An 18888-nucleotide genomic window follows, 5' to 3' on the forward strand; every position below is an offset into this window, starting at 1 on the left:
GGGGCTTGCCGAGACAATACCCCTGGGGGTATTTTTGTCGCAAGGCGAGCGGCTCCCTCCGACGTACCGGTCGACTCCCAGACCCACCGGACCGGACCGCCCCCATCCGCCAGCCATCCCTGACCGAGGAGACCGCCATGATCTTCACCCAGTACTACCTGGACTGCCTCTCGCAGGCGTCGTACCTGATCGGCGACGACAGCACCCACCAGGCCGTCATCGTCGATCCCCGCCGCGACGTGGCGGATTACCTGGCGGACGCCCGCGCCGCGGGCCTGCGCATCGTCGGCGTCATCAACACCCATTTCCACGCGGACTTCGTGTCCGGGCACCTCGAGATCGCGAAGGAGACGGGTGCGTGGATCGGGTACGGCGACGCGGCGCGCCCGGAGTTCGCGGCGCGGGCGCTGGCCGACGGCGAACGGATCGACCTCGGCGACGTGCAGCTCGAGATCATGACGACGCCCGGCCACACCCCGGAGTCGATCTCCGTGCTGGTCTACGAGCACGCGGGGGACGCGACGCCGTACGGCGTGTTGACCGGCGACGCCCTGTTCATCGGCGACGTGGGCCGCCCGGACCTGCTGGCGTCCGTCGGCACCACGGCGGACGAGCTGGGCCGCCAGCTGTACCACTCGATCCAGACCAAGCTCATGGGCCTGCCGGACGAGGTGCGCGTCTTCCCCGCCCACGGCGCCGGCTCGGCGTGTGGCAAGAACCTGTCGACCGAGCGGCAGTCCACCATCGGCGACCAGCGCCGCACGAACTACGCGTGCCAGCCGATGAGCGAGGACGAGTTCGTCGCCGTGGTCACGGAGGGCCAGCCGACGGCACCGGGGTACTTCCTGTTCAACGCCACCCTGAACAAGCAGGACCGGGCCGTGCGGGAGGCGCAGGCCACGGTTCCCGCACTGTCCGACGAGGAGGTCGCGGCCGCGCTCGCCGGGGGTGCCGTGGTTCATGACGCGCGCCCCGTGGCGGAGTACACGGCCGGGCACCTGCGCGGCGCGGTGAGCGTGCCGGTGGACGGGCGGATGGCCGAGACGGCTGGGATGGTCTTCACCCCGGAGCAGCGGTTGGTGCTGATGACGCCGGCCGGGCTGGAGCAGGACACCGCCACCCGGCTGGCGCGGATCGGCTACGACAACGTGGTCGGCTATGTCGCCGACGTTGCGGCCTATCTGGAGCGGCACGCCGACGAGGTGGTGCCGGCCAGCCGGCTGCGCGTCGACCAGCTCGACGAGGCCGCAGACGTGCAGCTCGTCGACATCCGCAACCCCGGCGAGGTCGCGGCGGGCATGATCCCGGGCGCGGTCCACATCCCCCTGCCGCAGCTGCTCACCCGGCACGGCGAGCTCGACCCGGCGCGCCCGGTGGTGCTGTACTGCGCCGGCGGCTGGCGCACCAGCGTGGGGGCGAGCTACCTGCGGGGCCAGGGCTTCGCGGACGTCTCGGATGTGCTGGGCGGGTACGGCGCGTGGGCGGCCGAACACCCGGTCGCGAGCTGAGGAAACGCTGCTGGGGCGCGCAGTCCGTGTGCCCATCCGTGTGGATGACCGTTCGTGACCTGCACAAAGGGTGCCATGGCACCAAACGCGCAGGTCACGAACGGTCGGCCTGTGGATAAGTCGCGGACGGGCCCGTCAGCGCCGTCGTGGGCGGGTCCGTCAGCGCGCGGGCAGCCTCTCAATCGGCAGGCCAGCGGCCTTCCAGGCGGCGAAGCCACCCTCCATGTGGGCGACGTCGTCGCGGCCCATGTCCCGCAGCGTCGCGGCGGCCAGGGCGGATCGCCAGGCGCCCCCGCAGAACAGGACCAGGGTCCGGCCGTCGTCGAGCGCCGGCTTGTAGTACGGGCTCTCGGGGTCGACCCAGAACTCCAGCATGCCCCGCGGAGCACGGAACGCGCCCGGCACGGTGCCCTCCCGCTCCAGCTCGCGCGGGTCCCGGATGTCGACCACCAGGTGGTCGGGATCGTCCAGCAGCTCGGCCACCCGCTCGACGGGCAGTGTGGTGATCTTCGCCGTCGCCTCCTGGACGAGGAGCTTGGCGGGGCGGGGCAGCGGCTGACCTGGGGTACGCGCGGACATGCCGCCATTCAACCCAGCGCCCGCCGGACCGGCAATCGGCCAGCCGCCACGCCCCTCGCAACGGCCCCTCGACCGACCCGGCGCTCACCCGCCGACGACCCGGTCCGCGCTTGGCGTCGACGTACGGCCCTAATGGGGCCCACCGCAGGCGGCGCTCCCCCGCGCGAGGCGGCGCCGACCGTGCGGCGTACCGTCGCCCGTGCACCCACCGGACCCGATGGGCGAACCGCGACGGGAGTAGCCATGGAACACGTCACGCTGAACAACGGAGTCGTCATGCCCATGCTGGGTTACGGCGTCTACCAGGTCGATCCGGCCGAATGCGAGCGGTGCGTGGGGGAGGCGATCGACGTGGGCTACCGCTCGATCGACACCGCGCAGGCCTACCGCAACGAGTCCGGCGTGGGGGCGGCGGTCGCCGCGTCGGGGGTGCCCCGGGAGGAGCTGTTCCTCACCACGAAGGTGTGGATCTCCAACGCCGGCGAGGCGCGGGCGGCCGCCTCGATCGAGGAGTCGCTGCGCGCGCTGGGCACGGACTACATCGACCTGCTGCTCATCCACCAGCCGTTCGGCGACTACTACGGCAGCTACCGCGCGATGGAGCAGGCGCTGGCCGACGGGAAGGTGCGCGCCATCGGCGTCAGCAACTTCTATCCCGACCGGCTGATCGACATCTGCCGGTTCGCGGACGTCGTACCGGCCGTCAACCAGGTCGAGACCCATCCGCTGCACCAGCAGGCGGCGGCGCACGAGGTCATGGCCAAGTACGGCGTCGTGCACGAGTCGTGGGGGCCGTTCGCCGAGGGGCGCAAGGACCTGTTCACCAACCCCGTGCTCGAGGAGGTCGGCGCGGCGCACGGCAAGTCCGTGGCGCAGGTGGCCCTACGGTTCCTCGTGCAGTCCGACGTGGTGGTGATCCCCAAGTCCGTACATCGGGAGCGGATGGCGCAGAACCTGGCGGTGTTCGACTTCGCGCTGGACGAGGCGGAGATGCAGAGCATCCGAGGACTCGACGAGGGCGAGAGCGCGTTCTTCTCGCACTACGCGCCGGCGACGGTGGAGATGCTGACCGGCCTGGGGAACCCGCGCCGGTAGCCCGGGCCGCCGGGCTACCGACTGGGCCCGGCGCGATCCGGTGGCCCGGGCCTGGCGCGGGCCGGCCGGGGTCGCCGCGCGATCCGGTCAGCGGACGGCGACCAGGACGCGCCCCGCGGCGCGCCGCTCGTCGATGTCGCGCAGGGCGTCGGCGACGCGGTCGAGCGGGTAGGTCGCCGCGATGGGCGGGTCGAGGGTCCGGTCGGCTAGCAGGGGCCACAGCTCGCGCCACTGCTCGGCGGGGTAGTCCGGGTGCCGCGTCCAGTGCTCCATCGATCCGGCGCCGAGCACGCCGATGTTGCGCAGGAGCAGCCGGTTGACCGTGACGGAGGGAATCGAGCGACCGGTGAACCCGAGGACGATGACGCGGCCCTCGGCGGCGAGCGCGCGCAGCGAGTCCGGGAAGCGGTCCCCGCCAACGGGGTCGACCACGACGTCGACGCCGCGGCCGCCGGTGAGCATGCGCACGCGGTCGAGGAAGCCGTCGACGTCGATCACCTCGTGGGCCCCGCCCTGCGCGCCACCGCGGCCTTCTCGGGGCTGGACACGACGGCGATGACGCGGGCCCCGTCCGCGGCAGCCAGCTGGCAGGCGGCGATGCCGACGCCCCCGGCCGCCCCGTGCACCAGCACGGTCTCGCCGGAGCGCAGGCGGGCGCGCCGGCGCAGGGCGAAGTGCATCGTGAGGTAGTTGAGCGGCAGCGCTGCGCCCGCGGTCAGCGGCACCTGGTCCGGCAGGGGGAAGACATAGTGGGCGTCCACGGCGACGACCTGCGCGAGCCCACCGGCCGTAGGCATCGCGACCACCCGATCCCCTTCCGCGAAGCCGGCCGCGGCGTCCCGGACGACCCCGGAGACCTCCCAGCCCAGGATGAAGGGCAGCTCGGGCCGGTGCTGGTACTCCCCGCGCGTCCGCAGGACGTCGGGAAACACGACACCCGCGTGGTCGACGTCGATGAGCACCTCGCCCAGCGCGGCCGCCGGCTCGGGCAGTTCGCGGATCTGGACGCCGTCGGGGCCGGTCAGCTCGGTGACCACCGCTGCACGCATGCGCGAAGACTGCCACAGCCTCAGTCGGTTCCCCCTTCGCGGAGGCGACCGATCTCCTGGCGCATCGAGAGGCGGTGTCGGCGTCGGATCGTCGCTTCGGCGTACCGTCGCCGGTCCACCTCGAACTGCACCCGCAGCTCGGGGATCGTCCGCGGCGAGCCGCCGGCATCGACGGCGACCATGACGAGGTACGCCGTCGCCACGTGCACCGGGGCGCCGAGCTGATCCCAGCGCGTGGTCTCGACGCGGGCGCCGACCTCCATCGACGACCGCCCGGCCCAGTTCACCTGGGCCTGCACGGTCAGGACGTCGCCGACGCGCACGGGCGCCCGGAACAGCATCTCGTCCATCGCCGCAGTCACGGCGGGCCCGCCGGAGAAGCGGGCGGCGAGCGTGCCCGCGGCCTCGTCGACCGCCTTCATCACGACGCCGCCGTGGACGGTCCCAATGAGGTTGGTGTCGTTCTGGCTCATGATCATCGACAAGGTGAGCCGGGTGGCCTCCGGGCTGGCCCAGGGCCGCCCTCGTCGTCTGCTGCGCTCCTGGCTTCCTGCTCCCTGCTCCCCGCTTCCCCGCTCCCCGGCCCTGTGTGCGCGAAGGTAGCACGGGGCTCCATGGCGTAGGTTGCTCCCGATGAAGGGGCAGATCGAGACGGAGCCGGACGACGGGCTGAGCACCCGGGAGCGGCGCGACCGGCCGATCCTCGCGGTGCACACCGGCGACGGCAAGGGCAAGTCGACGGCGGCGTTCGGGATGGCGTTGCGGGCCTGGAACCAGGGCTGGTCGATCGGGGTGTTCCAGTTCGTCAAGAGCGCCAAGTGGCGCATCGGGGAGCAGGCGGCGTTCGAGGCGCTCGGGCGGGTGTACGTCGAGACCGGGCAGGGCGGTCCCGTCGAATGGCACACGATGGGCGCCGGCTGGTCCTGGTCGCGGACGCAGGGCACCGAGCAGGACCACGCGGCCGCCGCCGCGGAAGGCTGGGCCGAGGTGAAGCGGCGGCTGGCGGCGCAGGCTCACGGGCTGTACGTGCTGGACGAGTTCACCTACCCGCTGGCCTGGGGGTGGGTCGACGTGGCCGACGTCGTGCGGACGCTGGCGGACCGCCCAGGGCGGCAGCACGTGGTGATCACCGGGCGGCAATGCCCCGAGCCGCTGCTGGCGGCCGCGCAGCTCGTGACGGAGATGACCAAGGTCAAGCACCCCTTCGACGAGGGCCAGAAGGGGCAACGCGGCATCGAGTGGTGAGGCGTCGGGCGGGTCGGTGCGGCTGGGATGGGCCGCGCGGCTGGCGTGCCGGGCGGGCGAGGGTCGTGCCGGGCGGGCGGGAAGCCGGTCGAGTCAGTCGAGGAGGTCTACCCCGGGCCCGGTCAACTCCCCGAGCCGATGGCGTCGCCCGGTCGCGAGCATCAGCAGCGCGACTGCGGACCCGCGTACCTCCGGGCCGGTGCCGAGCCGCGTCCCGTCCTCCGCCACCACGAGGGTGACCTTGCTGGTCAAGCCTTTGGCGCCGCCCATGGCCTCGGGGGTTTTGGCCTGGTACCGCAGCGCCGCGAGCACAGGGTCGAGCGGATAGTCGCGCGGGATTGCGAGGGGAACGCGGATGTCCTCGCCGTGCGCGATCTCCTCGACGAGGCGGCTTTCTACGGCGGCGAGGACGGTCGGCGGGCCGCTGGTCCGCGGGGCCGCGGCCCGGAGCCGGTCGAGGGTCTGCGCCGGGATGTCTCCCTTTGCGGCGGCGACGCCGTCGGCGTTCTGGCGGTCGAAGTCGAAGCGGGCCCGGAACATCGCCGCGAGTAGCCGCAGCGGCGTGGTCCGGGCGTTGTCGACCAGGTGGGCGGCGACGTCGTGCACGGTCCAGCCCGGCGCGAGCGACGGTGTCTCCCACTGGTGTGGCTCGACGCCCGCCAGGTCGGCGATCAAGGCCTGGCGCTCCGCGTGGACGGTGGGCCAAACGTCGGTCATGACCGCGGCGCCGCGAGCTCGGAGGGCGCCTCGTGGTGCGCGGCGTCGTCGTACGCGGCGGCGTCGTACGCGGCATCGAAGAAGGCGACCTCACACGCGACCGCGCGCGCGAAGAGGTCCGCCACGGCCTGGAGTTCTGCGGCGTCGGTCGGCGCGTGGGCGTCGAGCCGGTCAGTGAGCCAGGCCACCCACGCCTCGAACGCCAGGCCTCGGTGGAGGTCAACCCAGCCGACATGCTCGGGCCGGGTCGCGCGCAGGCCCGCTGCGTCGGGGCGGGTCGCCCAGTCCAAGTAGAGGCGCTCGGCGACCACGAGGACGGCGAGGACCTGTGGATAGGACCGGCTCGCCAGCGCCTCCCGCATCAGCGCGTCGAAGTCCCGCGTCGCCGGGTGCAGTGGCGGACGCAGGCGATCGGACTCGGCGACGCCGAGGGCGTCGAAGGAGTCGACGAAGTAGGAGTTCTCGTCGTTGGCGAACATGCCGAGTTGACGCGCGAACACCAGCCGTTCGGGCAGGTCCGGGGCCGAGGCGCAGCCCTGGCCGAGCAGCGCCGTGAACGCATCGCAGAACTGGTAGTCCTGCACGAGGTAGCGGGCCAGCACGTCGTCGGCGACCGTGCCGGCCAGCAGCTCGTCGACGAACCGGCTCCGGACGGCGGCCTCCCAGGCTCCGGCGTTGTCGGCGATCAGGCGGGCGGTGAGTCCTGGCGACATGGCCCTCACCCTAACGCCCCCCCGGACAGCGCCAGCGACCAGAGACGCCTCATCGCTCACCGTCGGACGGCCTCATCGATCACACGCGAACTGCGGCAAGCACCCCAGGTACCCGGGGCCGCTGCGGCGTACGTCGTGTTCCTGAGACGATGACGGTATGTCGTGGGTGGCCGGGGTGAGCGAGCTACGGCGTCGCGGCCAGTCCGGAGTCCTGGTCACCGTCCTCGAAGCGCGCGGCCACGCCCCCCGCGCGGCGGGCGCCAAGATGGTCGTCGCGACCGAGCAGACCTGGGGCAGCGTGGGCGGGGGCAATCTCGAATCGGTCGCCATCGAGAGGGCCCGCGAGCTGCTCGCCCTGCCTCACCCGGAACTCACCACGCTGACCTTCGACCTTTCGGACCGGGCGCCGTACGAGCATGGGGTCCAGTGCTGTGGCGGTCGGGTCCACGTGCTGCTGGAACCGTTGCCGACGCCCGCTGCGGTGGCCATCTTCGGCGTCGGTCACGTCGGTCTGGAACTGGCCCGCATCCTGGCGCGTCACGACCTGGACCTGCACCTCATCGACTCCCGCCCGGACCGCCTCCAACCGGCCGCGCTGGCTCCCCTCGCTGACGCCGAGGCGCAGCTACATTTGCACCCTCTGCCCCTGCTCCCCGAGACGGCGCTCGCGGACCTGCCGCGCGGCGCGCACGTGCTGGTGATGACGCACGATCACGCCGAGGACTTCGCCATTCTCGACGCGGCGCTGCGTACCGACGGGCTGGGCAGCATCGGCGTCATCGGGTCCGCGACGAAGTGGTCCCGGTTCCGGAAGCGGTTGCTGGCGGAGAGCGCTTTCGCCGAGTCGGACCTGGACCGGGTGACGACCCCGATCGGGCTGACAGAGCTCGGCGGCAAGGAGCCGGCGGTCATCGCCGTGAGCGTCGCGGCCGCGCTGCTGGCGGCGATCGAACGCACGCGCGGGCCGTCCACTGAGCGGTGATCTGCAGGCGTCACATGGCGCTCGCCCTTCACCCTGTCCCAACCGTGACCGGGACCGCTCACGACCTGCCCGTTTGGTGCCATGGCACCCAACGCCCAGGTCACGAACGGTCGGTGGCAGGGCCGAGCGGGGAGCGGCCTCGATCTGCGTGTTCTTCAGTCGTCCATCGCCTCGATGCCGAGCTCGGCCAGCTCGGCCGCGTTGGCACGGAGCTTCGCGACCAGCTCCGGCGGTGGCCCGGCCAGGCCGGTGATCTCTTCGACGACGCGCAGCGGCTTCCTGGTGCGGTACGAGCGGGTGGGGTTGCCCGGGAACCGTTTGTCGGTGACGTTCGGGTCGTCCTCGATCGGGCCGAGCGGTTCGACGCGATAGACCCGCGGCGGAGCCTCGCCCACCGCGAGCGCCGCGGCCAGCGGCGCGCCCTCGAGCGAAGCGGTGAGGTAGACGTGCCCCGAGACCTTCCCCGACCCGTAGTTCGTCGGCCGCCCTGGCGTCAGCAGATCCCCCGGCCGGAGCGCGGCCGTCGTGCCGTGGAAGAACGGCCCCCGGTCGTCAACGACCCGCGGCGGCGGGGGCGGATCGCGCAGGAGGCTGTCGAGCCGCGCCATGAGTACGGCGACGCGGGTGGCGCCCCGGGGCGCCCGCGGGTAGCGGTGCAGCACCGCCCGCACGAGCGGGTCGGCCCGCCGGGCGGCGCCGTACAGCATGTACTCCGCCACCACCGCGTCCTCCCCCCGGGCGACCTCCGCCGCCCGCGCGGCATGCGCCGCCGCCCCGAGGATGTGCCGCACCTGGGTCGCCTTCGCGAGCGGATGCAGGTACGCCGCAGCCGCGGCATCACCCGCCGCCATCGCGGCGTACGTCGCCGCCTCGGTCGGCGCCTCCCGCCCAGCCCGGTGGGCCTCCGTGGCGGCGCTCCGTAGCCGACGCGCGCGGTGCCCTCCGTCAGCGAAGGCGCGAGCGGCCTCCAGGGCGGCCGCCGGGCGAGGGTCCTGGGGGCAGGCCCGCTCGTACAGCACGAGCACCGGCTCTGCGCAGGCGATGGCGTACCGCGCGACGGCCCGCAGCTCGGCCATCGTCAACTGGACGTCGGGCGAGGGGTTCGGCACCCCGCGAGTGTGCCACGCGGGACCCGAGCGGCCTCGGTTGTCCACAGCCCGACCGTTCGTGACCTGCCCGTTCGGTGCCATGGCACCCTTTGGGCAGGTCGTGAACGGTCACTATCCACAGGGCGCGGCGACCGACAGCATGGCGACGTCGCTAGGAGCAGCATCCAGCGCGCACCTACAGCTGGCTGCCCGCTCAGCGGCCGCCCACCGGGGGGTTGTGCGGCTGGTCGGGGCCCTCGGCTGGGGAGAGCTTGAGGATGTTGCCCGGCTCGCACTCCAGGGCTCGGCAGATGGCAGTCAGGCTGGTAAAGCGCACGGCCCGCGCACGGCCGTTCTTGAGGATGGACAGATTGGCCAGGGTGGTTCCGGTCTGCTGGGACAGCTGGGTGAGGGTCATCCCCCGAGCGGCCAGGACTTCGTCCAGCCGCACCTCGATGCCGTGGTCTGCCGCCTCGGCCGAGCCTGGCGGCTCGGCGACTTCGGTGCGTGGCCGTTTCCTCATACGGTGGCGTCGATCTCTTCGCGCATCGGGACGGTCTGCTGCAGCACCCGTCCAACCGAGACGACGCCGCACCCCGCGATGACGACAGCCCAACTGAGGTGCAAGTTCGCCAAGGTCGCCGCGACCATGGGGTAGTCGCCGATCACCAGGTGGGAGATCGCCATCGTGGTGAGGACCGCACCGACGACGTTGACGAGAACGGTGCCGCCAAGGATGTACCACCCCAACCGGGTCGTTCCTCGGGCCACCTCGTGGGTGAACAGCCCACCGCGCCGGGCGGTGCCGATGAGGCGCAGGGTCAGCCACAGGAATCCCACCGACCACAGGAGATCGAGCAGGAGCGGAGCGCTGCCCAGCGTGCGATCAAGCCCGCTCAACTGCGGATCACACAGTTCGAAGCTAGCGGGATAGCCGGTGACAACTCCGGGCCTCAGGTTCCTGATGGCCGGATGGGACGTTGCGTCCATGATCTCCAGCCCGAGCTGCGGCGCCTCGACGCACGGGTGGGAGGAACCCCATGCCCCGAACGACACCCCTCCGACGAAGACCGCCAGGCTGGCGGAGAAAATCGTGAGCCCACAGAGGAGGCTCAGGGCCAGCCGCACGATCACCTCGATCGGGAGGAGTGGATCCTGCGCCGCGCGCTGCCTGGTCATGACCGCATCCTTATCGATCATCGATATTATCGTTCCACGATAAGAACCGACTGGCACGGCGTCAAGACCCGGCATCGGCCTCGCTGGTCAGCCTGGTTCGCGGCGCGGGGCTGTGGAAAACCTGGACGGCGTTGAGGCCGGTCCTGGCAGGCTGACCGCGTGGCACAGGCGCTGGTGGAGGTCGGGGCGAGGGGGCACCATGGTGAGCATGACAGCGATCCTTCGAGGGCGGGACTGGACCCGTGATGACCGGGACGCCCTACCGGACGACGGGCACCGCTACGAGGTCCTGGACGGGACGCTCGTCGTGACCCCCGCGCCGTCCTCGGCTCACCAGATCGTCCTCTTCGGGCTGTATCGCCAGTTGCACGCGTCGTGCCCACTACATCTTCGGGTCCTCGGCGCGCCGCTCGACGTACTGCTTGATGAGCGCACCGTGCTGCAGCCCGACCTCCTGGTCGCCCGCCGCGACCGCCTCAGTCCCCGGGGACTGACCGGCCCACCCGAACTGGCCATCGAAATCCTCTCTCCCAGCACCCAGACGGCCGACCGCACCCTCAAACGCGAGCGCTACGAACGCGCCGCCACCCCCGCCTACTGGCTCGCCGACCCCGACACCCTCACCCTGACCGTCTACGAACTCAACCACGGCCACCTCCGCCAGAGCGCCCACCTCACCCGCCACGACACCTGGACCGCGACCAGCCCCTACGCCGCCACGATCACCCCGGCCGCCTGGCTCGACTGAGCACGCAGGCCAAGACCGCGAGGGGCAGCGGCGGCCGAACGGCTCGCCGGTCAGGGTTCGGACCGTACGTCGGGTGCAGCGGGCTCCGGGGGATCGACCGGCGGGACCGTCGTGAACAGCACCGTCAACCAGTAGTGCGGGTCGTCCCCGGCCAGGCGCTCCTTGATCTGCGCGCGGATCGCGTCCCACTCCTCCAGCGGCCGCGACGGCAGGCCCGGCGGCAGGTGGAACACGATCTCGACGGCCTTGCCGCGACCCTGCTGCGAGACGTACACGCGGTGCTGCGCCAGCCCGTGCTCCGCGCCGACCTCGCCCGCCACGCGATCGGCCCGCGCGCGCAGCTCGGGCGGCGCCACCAGCGCGATTTCCGCGAGCGCCTGCCGCAGCATCGGCACCGGCGCCGGGAACAGCACCAGCGAGACGACCGCGAGCACGGCCGGGTCGACGTACGGCGTGAGCCACGCCCACGACGTGCCTTGAATGGCCAACCCGATCAGGAACGCGACCAGCAGCGCCCCGGTGACCCCGCCGGCCATCAGCCAGCCCTTGATGTCCAGCTCGACGAACGCCGAGCCGATGCGCCGGTTGGCCCGATGCTCCAGGAACCCCATCGTCAAGGTCAGGACCAGCACCACCGCGGCGTACGCCACCGCGGGCCCGAAGGCGATGTCGCGGCCGCCGTGCAGGATGGCGAAGACGGCCTGGACGAAGCCGTAACCGATGACGGTCAGCATGACCAGAGCGTTCACGGCGAGGACCATCGGCTCGAAGTGCCAGAACCCCATGCTGAAGCGGTCCTGCAATCGGCGGGACAACGTGTTCGCGGCCGAGCGAGTGTGATGGTCGACACGGCGATCGACACCAGCGACATGACCGCATCGAAGAGCGACATCACGCCGTCGAAGATGATCGCCACCGACCCGGAGACCAGGCCGAAGACGACGCCGAGGACGGCGACGACGATGACGGCGCCCAGCGACACCCGCAGCGCCTGCTGTTCGGTCCGCACGTCGATCCTCCTCGTGATGGCCGCGGCGGGCGAGGGCCGTTCACACCGTACGGCGCCCGCCGCCGGGATCCCTTCCCGCCCACGCCCGCCGGCAATCGGCGTCAGGGTCGGACCAGGGGTACCCAGGGTCCGCTCGGGGAGGTTCCCAATGTCCCCGGCCCCGCGCCGCGCCGCACGATGAAGCCATGACAACGACCGGATCCTCCACCCCCACCCCCATCAGCCCGATCCCTCCGATGAGCCCTATCCCCCCGATGGGCCCGACCGCTCCGCCGAGTGCGCCGAGCGCCCCCACGTCGCCCGGCGCGACCCACTCGACCGGCCGGATGGACAGCCTGTTCGACGGACTGCGCCGCAGCCCCGTCACCCGTTCGCCGCAGGGTAAGGTCGGCGGCGTCTGCGCCGGCGTGGCGGAACGCTTCGCGATCGCGCCCGGCGTCGTCCGGCTCGTGGCCGTGATCGCGGCCTTCACGGGCGTCGGCGTACCCCTCTATCTCCTCGCCTGGCTGCTGCTGCCCCACCGCTCGGGCCGCGTGCACCTGGAACGGGCCATCAGATCCGGCGGTGCCTCGCTGGTCCTGCTGGTCGTGACCGTCCTCGCGCTCATGCCCGACGAGTTCGACGACCACTTCCACGGAGTCGCCTGGGTTGCCCTGGTCAGCGTCCTCGTCGTGCTGGCTGCCCGCAAGCTGCGCTCCCGCACTCGCCCCGCCTCGACGCCGATGGACACCCTGAGTCGCTGACGCGCCACCGGCCGGGCGCCTCGACAGCGTGGAACGGCCGTCGTGCGGGCCTCGTACGGATCTGGCCGAGCTCCGGCGGGTACGACGTACGATGGCGCGGCACCTCGGGAGGCACACGATGATCGAGCGGTACCACCTCAACTACGGCTGGGGCCACCAGCCGGGCTGGACCGAAGACACCGAGATCACGCTGCTCGGGCACGTCACGGGGAAACCCGCGGTCTCGGCCGTGACCGCCTGGGTCGAGACGTTGCCGCGGTGCGAACGCCCGCAGGAGGCGGGGCGCCGCTACGACGGCGGCGCCACGCTCGAGATCGTCGAGACGTCGCCGGGCGGCGACGGGCTGGAGCTCGCGATCCGCTCGACCGGGCGGGACGCGTTCGACTCGGTGGCCTGGTAAGCCGACGTGGTCACCGACCTGGTGCTGGCCGCCGACACCGCGAGCGGGGCGGCCGACGAGTCCACGGGCGGCGCGGCGGCCGACGCCACCCCGGTCACCCCAACCCGCGAAGCTGCGGGCCTGCGCTGGACCGAGGTACCGCTGTCCTGACGCCCTGACCCGATCCGGTGTTTTCATCCGGGCTGGCCGGCTCCCAGCGCAGGCGATCCTCCGAGCTGACCTGTCAGCCCGCGTCGGCAGGACGGTCCGGGATCCCGAGGCGCAGGTGCTCGGCGTGGTAGACGGCCTCGTCCAGCAGCTGGGCCACGTGCTCGTCGTACAGCGAATAGCTCACCGTGCGGCCGAGCCGCTGGCCCTCGACCAGGCCGAGGTGCCGGAGCATCCGCAGCTGGTGGGAGACGGCTGACTGCTCCATCCCGACCGCCTGCGCCAGCTCGCCCACGGTGGCCTGGCCCTCGCGCAGCCGCCCGAGGATCAGCAGCCGGCTCGGGGTGGCCAGGGCCTGGAGGGTCTCGGCGACCGCCTTGGCGGCGGCCACGTCGAGGCGCGCCGCCGGTGCGCGTCCCTCAACCCCGTGACCCATGCCCGGCAGCATATCGCGGATTAGATGAACACCTCTTCATGTGATTACAGTGGGCGCGTGCCCGCTGCTTCCTCCGCCGATGCCGCCGCCGACGCTGTCGCTTCCTCCGCCGCAGTCGATGCCGGCACCGTTGTCGATGCCAGGACCGCAGTCGATGCCACCGCCGCTGCGGAAACGGTTCGCACCACGCCGCGGGGGGCGGCGGACGACGCCGTACGGCGTAGCGCGCGGGCCGGCCGTTGGCAGCTGCTGGCGATGCCCGAGGTGCGCTGGGCCGTCGGGGCGCTGGTGCTGTTCGCCATCGGCGGGGTGGCGCAGCTCGCCGGCGCGCCGCCCCTCGTGTGGTGGGCGTTCTACCTGGCCTGTTACGCGACCGGCGGGTGGGAACCGGCGCTGTCCGGGCTCCGGGCCCTCCGGGAGAAGACCCTGGACGTCGACCTCCTGATGATCGTGGCGGCGCTGGTGGCGGCCGCGATCGGCGAGGTCTTCGACGGGGCGCTCCTCATCGTCATCTTCGCGACATCGGGGGCGCTGGAGGCGTTCGTCACCCGCCGTACGGCGGATTCGGTGCGCGCCCTGCTGGACCTGGCCCCCGAGCGGGCCTGCCGGGTGCGCGACGACGGCACCGAGGAGGCGGTCGACACCGCCGACCTCGCCGTCGGCGATCTGGTGCTGATCCGGCCGGGAGAGCGGGTCGGCGCCGACGGGACGGTCGTGGATGGGACCAGCGACGTCGACCAGGCCTCCATCACCGGCGAGGGTCTGCCGGTGGTCAAACAGCCCGGCGACGGCGTCTTCGCCGGGACCCTCAACGGCACCGGCGCCCTCCGAGTCAGGGTGGACCGCGCGGCCCGGGACAGCGTCATGGCCCGGATCGTCGCCCAGGTCGAGGTCGCTTCCGCCACCAAGGCGCGCACGCAGCTGTTCATCGAGAAGGTGGAGCAGCGCTATTCCATCGGGGTCGTCGTGGCTACCCTCGCGCTGTTCGGCGTCCCACTCGCCCTCGGCCAGGAGCTGCAGCCGACGCTGCTCCGGGCGATGACGTTCATGATCGTGGCCTCGCCGTGCGCGGTGGTGCTGGCCACGATGCCGCCGCTGCTGTCCTGCATCGCCAACGCCGGCCGGCACGGGCTCCTCGTGAAGTCGGCCGTGGTGATGGAGAAGTTCCGCGACGTCAGCATCGTCGCGTTCGACAAGAGCGGCACCCTCACCGAGGGCGCCCCGTGGGTCTGCGAGGTCCGCGCCCTCCCAGCCGCCGCGCTCGACGACGACGCCGTCCTGCGCCTGGCCGCTGCCGCCGAACGACCGAGCGAACACCCCTTGTCCCGGGCCATCGTGACCGCGGCCCTCGACCGGGGGCTCGAGGTACCCACCGTCGACGACTTCTCCTCCGCCCCCGGGCGGGGGGTCACGGCCACCCTGGACGGCCGCACCATCCAGGTCGGGTCCCCCGGCGTGCTCTCCGACCGGGCGGAGCAGGCCGACCCGGCGGAGCAGGCCGAGCAGGCGAACGGCGTAGTCGCCGAGTACCAACACACCGGGCTCACCCCCGCCGTCGTCCTGCGCGACGGCACCCCGGTGGGAGTCCTCGGCCTGGCGGACCGGGTCCGGCCGGACGCGCCCGCCGCCGTCGCGGCGCTGGCCGCACTGACCGGCGCCAGCCCGGTGCTCCTCACCGGCGACAACGTCGGCGCGGCGCGGCGCCTCGCCGACGAGGTCGGCATCCGCACCGTCCACGCCGGCCTGCTGCCCGAGCAGAAGGCCGAGATCGTCGCCCAGCTCCAACGTTCCGGGCACCGGGTCCTGCTGGTCGGCGACGGGGTCAACGACACCCCCGCGATGGCCACCTCCGACGTGGGGGTCGCCATGGGCCGGCACGGCTCGGACCTCGCGTTGGAGACCTCGGATGCGGTCCTGGTGCGCGACGAGTTGGCCCTGCTGCCCACCGTCATCGCCGTATCCCGCCGCGCCCACCGCGTCGTCACCGCCAACCTGGCGATCGCGGCCACCGTCATCGCCGGGCTCGTGATCTGCGACCTGATCTGGATCCTGCCGCTGCCGCTGGGCGTGGCCGGCCACGAGGGTTCCACGGTCATCGTGGGCCTCAACGGCCTGCGCCCGCTCCGCTCGGCCGCCTGGGACCGGGCGCGGGCGGCCGGCTGCCCATAGCCACTCCAGGCGGCCTCCGACTCCCGGTTGCCGACGCGTGACCGTGCGGTGGGGCCAGTCCACCGGGCGCGGGGTCGCGCTCCTCTACCGACCCGCCGAGAGCCGTCAGGTCTTCCGCCGGCGCGGCCGCAGCCGCACGGTGGGCATCGCCGGCGCCGGAATCCGCTCGGTCGCCCCGACATAACCAGGAACCGACCCGAATCGGTCCGCGCCCGCCTCCCACTGCGCCCGCTGCTCGACGATCTCCTCGTGGCTGCGGCCGATCAGGTTCCACCACATCACGATCTCCTCCTCGAACGGCGCGCCGCCCAGCAGGATCAGCCGCGCCCCCGCGGCGCCCGCGCGCAGGGTCACCGCCCGCGGGCCGGGGTCGAGGCAGCCGAGGTCGCCCGGCTGGACCGCCAGGCCGTCGATGCTCACCGCCCCGCGGTCCAGCAGAAAACCGTGCTCGTACGTCGGGTCCAGCGGCAGCGTGACCTCGGCGTGGGCGCTCAGATCCAGCTGGGCGCCCAGCAGCGGCGTATGGGTGTGAACGGGCGAGGCGGCCACGCCAGTCAAAGCACCGATGAATACCAGCGCGGTGCCGACCCCAGCAGCCCCGCCCGGCAGCGCAACCCGCGCGGGAGCGGCATGCTCGAACCCGCGCTCGACGTCCCGCGCCGCCTCGGGCAACGCGACCCAGAGCTGGACCCCGTGCAACACCCGGGCGGCGGTCGTGGACACCTCGGAGTGCGCGATCCCGTGGCCGGCGGTCATCAGGTTCACCTCACCGGGCCGCACCAACCCCACCACCCCGCCGCTGTCGCGATGCTCGATCTCGCCTTCGAACAGCCACGACACGGTGGCGAGACCGGCGTGCGGGTGGGGCGGTACGTCCATCCCGCCGGCGTTGTCGGCGCCGACCGGGGTCGGCCCGTAGTGGTCGACGAAGCACCAGGCGCCGACGAAGGACCGGTCACGGTGCGGCAGCGTCCGACGTACCGTCATCGCCCTCAGCCCGCCCAGCGGCACCTCCCGCGCGGCGACCACCTGCAGGCCCGTCATGCGTCGCGCTCCGCGCGGGGGCGTCGGCTCATGTCGTGCGCAATCGCTCGGCCGCGTCGCCCTGGCCCGCCTGTTCGAGAGCGGCGACGAGGCGGCCTTCGAGGGCGCGGCAGGTCTGGCGGAAGTGGACGTCAGGCATGGGCCCTCCCCCGCTGATCGCGGCGAGGACGGGCAGGACGTCGGTCCCCGTGGCCGCCATGCGTCGGTCGGCCTCGCGAATCCGCTCCTCGGCCTCGATGGTCGCCAGCGCCGCGTTGCGACGCTCCTGCTCCGAGCGCGTCACCTGATCTCGGGTCGTGTCCATGAGGATCCGGATGGCCCCCCCGCCGAGCGCGGCGGCGAGCGGCCCGACGTACGCCGTCGCCACCAACACGATCAGGAGGTCGCCCCGCGCCACCTGAATCGCCGCGAAGAGCGCCGCGGACAGGAAGGTGACCGCGGCACCCAGCCACGGCCGGACGCGGAAGGACAGGATGGCGACGGCGCAGTCGAGGGTCACGTTCGCGTACCAGAACCGCCAGTCGTCCTGCCAGGGCAACTGCAGGTTGAGCGTGAGGACGGGCGGGATGGCGAGGAGGGCGAGGAGCGTCAGTCCGTACGCCGTCCGGGCCCGCACCGGGATCAGCAGGAGCCCGACCGTCAACGCGGGGATGAGCACCATCGCGACGAGCACCACGGCGACGTTGCGGACCACGTCGAGGTAGAGCAGGCCGATGAGTTCGTGCAGAACGATCGCGACGACGCCGCAGATCACCAGGGGCGCGAACGACCGCCCTGACCACTCGGCGGCCGTCGGCGCACCGACCCCTTCCCACGTGAGGCGCGTCATCAGGCCCTCGTCGCGGGCCTCGACGATCCCCTGACCGCCGACCCGGGCCATCGCCTCCGCCACGCCCGGCGCGGGGGTGTCGTCGAGCGCGGGGCGGCGCGGGGCCACGGCGTCCGCCCCGGCGTCGGTGAGCGCCAGCTCGGCGAACTTCCCCGAGAGGCGGCCCTGCACCTGGACCCGCTGCTGCCCGGGGCGCTCGGCCACCTGGGTGAGCGCCGCCGAGGTCGCCTCGACCAGCGCGGCGCGTACCCCCTCGTCGGCGACCTCGCCCACGATGTTGAGGTGCAGGCCGACCCCCAGGCGCTGCGCCGCGGCCGTGATCGCGGCGGCGGTCGGGGTGGCCTCCTTGTTGCGGCGGCGGCCGACCAGCACGGCGAGCGCCTCGCCGGCCGGGTCCCGGGCGGCCTCGGGGATCACCGGGCGATGCGCGGCGCCCACCATCCGCAGGGCCGCGAGGATCTTGTCCTGCAGAACCCGGGTGGAGCTGTCGCGTTCGTACGCGCGGAACTCCGTCCGCAGCGCCGCCTCGCCGGCGGCCCGGGCCAGCGTGGCGCCCTGCTCGACCTCCGCCGCGGCGCGGGTGGCGATGGCGAACGCCCAGCCCACCAGCACGCCCATGTTGGCGAAGATGCCCCCCTCCAGGGCCGCCTGCAGCGTCCCGGTGACCGGCGCGCGCACCAGCGCGATCCACGCGCCGTAGACGAGTGAGGCAGGGACGCCCCATCGCGGGGGCAGCCGCATCAGCAGGGTGACGACGCCGAGCGAGACCGCATGCAGCAGCACCGGGTAGCCGGTTCCGGTCAGGCCGGGCCGGTTGACCACCGGCATGAGGGCGAGGACGACGACGGAGACCACGCTGTACGCCGTCACGCCCACGACCGAGCGGCGGCCCGACACCTGCTGCGTCACCGCGACCACCACGCACATCGCGAGGCACGACACGGCGACCAGGCGGAAACCGTCGATGACGCCGGGCGTCGTGAGCAAGGCCAGGAACGTGGCGATGAGGCCCACCAGCTGCATGGCAAAGGCGAGCAGGATCTGGGTACGGCGGATGACCGCACCGCTCAGGGTGCGGCCGCTGGCGCCGTCGCGGTGGCGGAGCCCGACCCGGGGGCGCGGCAGGCCGTGCAGCGCCGCGCCGCTCGCCCAGTCGCCCCGTGCCATAGAGGAAGTCTGGCGGCTGGACCCGTCGCGAACAACGCGGG

At 72.7% G+C, this 18888-nt stretch carries 19 protein-coding genes and 2 pseudogenes; 9 read left to right on the plus strand and 12 right to left on the minus strand.

Annotated elements, in window-relative coordinates; translation table 11 throughout:
* Nucleotides 1-137: 137 nt before the first annotated feature.
* Nucleotides 138-1508, plus strand: a complete 1371-nt coding sequence (locus IPK37_06565; protein QQS02030.1) for an MBL fold metallo-hydrolase — start codon at nucleotides 138-140, stop codon at nucleotides 1506-1508.
* A gap of 159 nt (nucleotides 1509-1667) precedes the next feature.
* Here the strand turns inward: IPK37_06565 and IPK37_06570 are convergent, their stop codons facing one another.
* Complete coding sequence (locus IPK37_06570) at nucleotides 1668-2087, minus strand: rhodanese-like domain-containing protein (GenBank protein QQS02031.1); 420 nt, start codon at nucleotides 2085-2087, stop codon at nucleotides 1668-1670.
* Nucleotides 2088-2330: 243 nt separating this feature from the next.
* On the opposite strand from IPK37_06570, the gene IPK37_06575 reads away from it, so the two are divergent.
* Complete coding sequence (locus IPK37_06575; GenBank protein ID QQS02032.1) at nucleotides 2331-3182, plus strand: aldo/keto reductase; 852 nt, start codon at nucleotides 2331-2333, stop codon at nucleotides 3180-3182.
* An 87-nt stretch (nucleotides 3183-3269) separates the two neighbouring features.
* Here IPK37_06575 and IPK37_06580 read toward each other — a convergent pair.
* Nucleotides 3270-4231 (minus strand): annotated as a pseudogene (locus tag IPK37_06580) (NADPH:quinone oxidoreductase family protein).
* A gap of 20 nt (nucleotides 4232-4251) precedes the next feature.
* A complete protein-coding gene (locus IPK37_06585) occupies nucleotides 4252-4710 on the minus strand; it encodes an acyl-CoA thioesterase (protein QQS02716.1) in 459 nt (152 codons plus the stop codon).
* Nucleotides 4711-4864: 154 nt separating this feature from the next.
* Between IPK37_06585 and cobO the strand changes: the two genes are divergently transcribed.
* On the plus strand, nucleotides 4865-5476 hold the full coding sequence (gene cobO / locus IPK37_06590; GenBank protein QQS02033.1) for a cob(I)yrinic acid a,c-diamide adenosyltransferase: 612 nt from the start codon (nucleotides 4865-4867) through the stop codon (nucleotides 5474-5476).
* A gap of 93 nt (nucleotides 5477-5569) precedes the next feature.
* On the opposite strand, the gene IPK37_06595 is transcribed toward cobO, so the two are convergent.
* Complete coding sequence (locus IPK37_06595) at nucleotides 5570-6193, minus strand: maleylpyruvate isomerase family mycothiol-dependent enzyme (GenBank protein ID QQS02034.1); 624 nt, start codon at nucleotides 6191-6193, stop codon at nucleotides 5570-5572.
* Complete coding sequence (locus IPK37_06600) at nucleotides 6190-6906, minus strand: TenA family protein (protein ID QQS02035.1); 717 nt, start codon at nucleotides 6904-6906, stop codon at nucleotides 6190-6192. The genes IPK37_06595 and IPK37_06600 overlap by 4 nt, the downstream gene beginning before the upstream one ends.
* A gap of 157 nt (nucleotides 6907-7063) precedes the next feature.
* Here IPK37_06600 and xdhC point away from each other — a divergent pair, with 157 nt between their 5' ends.
* Complete coding sequence (gene xdhC / locus IPK37_06605) at nucleotides 7064-7888, plus strand: xanthine dehydrogenase accessory protein XdhC (GenBank protein QQS02036.1); 825 nt, start codon at nucleotides 7064-7066, stop codon at nucleotides 7886-7888.
* Nucleotides 7889-8043: 155 nt separating this feature from the next.
* Here xdhC and arr read toward each other — a convergent pair whose 3' ends face one another.
* The 3 genes from arr to IPK37_06620 all read right to left on the minus strand — a co-directional run bounded on the left by arr (nucleotide 8044) and on the right by IPK37_06620 (nucleotide 10155).
* Nucleotides 8044-8964: an NAD(+)--rifampin ADP-ribosyltransferase gene (gene arr / locus IPK37_06610; GenBank protein QQS02717.1), complete on the minus strand. Its 921-nt coding sequence runs from the start codon at nucleotides 8962-8964 to the stop codon at nucleotides 8044-8046.
* 226 nt (nucleotides 8965-9190) lie between these two features.
* Nucleotides 9191-9499 (minus strand): helix-turn-helix transcriptional regulator, encoded by a 309-nt coding sequence (locus tag IPK37_06615; protein ID QQS02037.1) that lies wholly within the window; start codon nucleotides 9497-9499, stop codon nucleotides 9191-9193.
* Nucleotides 9496-10155 carry a DUF2975 domain-containing protein gene (locus tag IPK37_06620; protein ID QQS02038.1) on the minus strand — a complete coding sequence of 220 codons (660 nt, stop codon included), beginning with the start codon at nucleotides 10153-10155 and terminating at the stop codon, nucleotides 9496-9498. The genes IPK37_06615 and IPK37_06620 overlap by 4 nt, the downstream gene beginning before the upstream one ends.
* Nucleotides 10156-10354: 199 nt before the next feature.
* On the opposite strand from IPK37_06620, the gene IPK37_06625 reads away from it, so the two are divergent.
* Complete coding sequence (locus IPK37_06625; protein QQS02039.1) at nucleotides 10355-10903, plus strand: Uma2 family endonuclease; 549 nt, start codon at nucleotides 10355-10357, stop codon at nucleotides 10901-10903.
* Between the two features lie 50 nt (nucleotides 10904-10953).
* Here IPK37_06625 and IPK37_06630 read toward each other — a convergent pair.
* Nucleotides 10954-11912: pseudogene (locus IPK37_06630) on the minus strand (cation transporter).
* A gap of 236 nt (nucleotides 11913-12148) precedes the next feature.
* Between IPK37_06630 and IPK37_06635 the strand changes: the two are divergent.
* The 3 genes from IPK37_06635 to IPK37_06645 all read left to right on the plus strand — a co-directional run bounded on the left by IPK37_06635 (nucleotide 12149) and on the right by IPK37_06645 (nucleotide 13205).
* Nucleotides 12149-12655, plus strand: coding sequence for a PspC domain-containing protein (locus tag IPK37_06635; protein QQS02040.1), 507 nt, complete (start codon nucleotides 12149-12151; stop codon nucleotides 12653-12655).
* Nucleotides 12656-12773: 118 nt separating this feature from the next.
* Nucleotides 12774-13055, plus strand: a complete 282-nt coding sequence (locus IPK37_06640) for a hypothetical protein (GenBank protein QQS02041.1) — start codon at nucleotides 12774-12776, stop codon at nucleotides 13053-13055.
* A 6-nt stretch (nucleotides 13056-13061) separates the two neighbouring features.
* Nucleotides 13062-13205, plus strand: coding sequence for a hypothetical protein (locus tag IPK37_06645; protein QQS02042.1), 144 nt, complete (start codon nucleotides 13062-13064; stop codon nucleotides 13203-13205).
* 73 nt (nucleotides 13206-13278) lie between these two features.
* Here the strand turns inward: IPK37_06645 and IPK37_06650 are convergent, their stop codons facing one another.
* Entirely contained in the window at nucleotides 13279-13638 is a 360-nt protein-coding gene (locus IPK37_06650) for a helix-turn-helix transcriptional regulator (protein QQS02043.1), read from the minus strand.
* Nucleotides 13639-13662: 24 nt separating this feature from the next.
* Between IPK37_06650 and IPK37_06655 the strand changes: the two genes are divergently transcribed.
* Nucleotides 13663-15807 (plus strand): heavy metal translocating P-type ATPase, encoded by a 2145-nt coding sequence (locus IPK37_06655; protein QQS02044.1) that lies wholly within the window; start codon nucleotides 13663-13665, stop codon nucleotides 15805-15807.
* A 105-nt stretch (nucleotides 15808-15912) separates the two neighbouring features.
* Here IPK37_06655 and IPK37_06660 read toward each other — a convergent pair whose 3' ends face one another.
* The gene (locus IPK37_06660) at nucleotides 15913-16851 is read right to left on the minus strand and encodes a pirin family protein (GenBank protein QQS02045.1); all 939 of its coding nucleotides are present in this window, start codon (nucleotides 16849-16851) and stop codon (nucleotides 15913-15915) included.
* Between the two features lie 28 nt (nucleotides 16852-16879).
* A complete protein-coding gene (locus IPK37_06665) occupies nucleotides 16880-18847 on the minus strand; it encodes a hypothetical protein (protein QQS02046.1) in 1968 nt (655 codons plus the stop codon).
* Between the last annotated feature and the right edge of the window lie 41 nt (nucleotides 18848-18888).

Origin of the sequence: Austwickia sp. (assembly GCA_016699675.1) — a bacterium.
In the GTDB taxonomy this organism is placed as follows: domain Bacteria; phylum Actinomycetota; class Actinomycetes; order Actinomycetales; family Dermatophilaceae; genus Austwickia.

What these genes read in the sequence shown, in the direction of transcription:
- IPK37_06575 (QQS02032.1), top strand. Translation starts at nt 2,331, where the DNA reads ATGGAACACGTCACGCTGAACAACGGAGTCGTCATGCCCATGCTGGGT.
- IPK37_06665 (QQS02046.1), bottom strand. Translation starts at nt 18,847, where the DNA reads ATGGCACGGGGCGACTGGGCGAGCGGCGCGGCGCTGCACGGCCTGCCG.
- IPK37_06650 (QQS02043.1), bottom strand. Translation starts at nt 13,638, where the DNA reads ATGGGTCACGGGGTTGAGGGACGCGCACCGGCGGCGCGCCTCGACGTG.
- IPK37_06615 (QQS02037.1), bottom strand. Translation starts at nt 9,499, where the DNA reads ATGAGGAAACGGCCACGCACCGAAGTCGCCGAGCCGCCAGGCTCGGCC.
- IPK37_06600 (QQS02035.1), bottom strand. Translation starts at nt 6,906, where the DNA reads ATGTCGCCAGGACTCACCGCCCGCCTGATCGCCGACAACGCCGGAGCC.
- arr (QQS02717.1), bottom strand. Translation starts at nt 8,964, where the DNA reads ATGGCCGAGCTGCGGGCCGTCGCGCGGTACGCCATCGCCTGCGCAGAG.
- cobO (QQS02033.1), top strand. Translation starts at nt 4,865, where the DNA reads ATGAAGGGGCAGATCGAGACGGAGCCGGACGACGGGCTGAGCACCCGG.
- IPK37_06565 (QQS02030.1), top strand. Translation starts at nt 138, where the DNA reads ATGATCTTCACCCAGTACTACCTGGACTGCCTCTCGCAGGCGTCGTAC.
- IPK37_06655 (QQS02044.1), top strand. Translation starts at nt 13,663, where the DNA reads ATGAACACCTCTTCATGTGATTACAGTGGGCGCGTGCCCGCTGCTTCC.
- IPK37_06595 (QQS02034.1), bottom strand. Translation starts at nt 6,193, where the DNA reads ATGACCGACGTTTGGCCCACCGTCCACGCGGAGCGCCAGGCCTTGATC.
- IPK37_06585 (QQS02716.1), bottom strand. Translation starts at nt 4,710, where the DNA reads ATGATCATGAGCCAGAACGACACCAACCTCATTGGGACCGTCCACGGC.
- IPK37_06640 (QQS02041.1), top strand. Translation starts at nt 12,774, where the DNA reads ATGATCGAGCGGTACCACCTCAACTACGGCTGGGGCCACCAGCCGGGC.
- IPK37_06625 (QQS02039.1), top strand. Translation starts at nt 10,355, where the DNA reads ATGGTGAGCATGACAGCGATCCTTCGAGGGCGGGACTGGACCCGTGAT.
- IPK37_06635 (QQS02040.1), top strand. Translation starts at nt 12,149, where the DNA reads ATGAGCCCTATCCCCCCGATGGGCCCGACCGCTCCGCCGAGTGCGCCG.
- xdhC (QQS02036.1), top strand. Translation starts at nt 7,064, where the DNA reads ATGTCGTGGGTGGCCGGGGTGAGCGAGCTACGGCGTCGCGGCCAGTCC.
- IPK37_06660 (QQS02045.1), bottom strand. Translation starts at nt 16,851, where the DNA reads ATGACGGGCCTGCAGGTGGTCGCCGCGCGGGAGGTGCCGCTGGGCGGG.
- IPK37_06620 (QQS02038.1), bottom strand. Translation starts at nt 10,155, where the DNA reads ATGACCAGGCAGCGCGCGGCGCAGGATCCACTCCTCCCGATCGAGGTG.
- IPK37_06570 (QQS02031.1), bottom strand. Translation starts at nt 2,087, where the DNA reads ATGTCCGCGCGTACCCCAGGTCAGCCGCTGCCCCGCCCCGCCAAGCTC.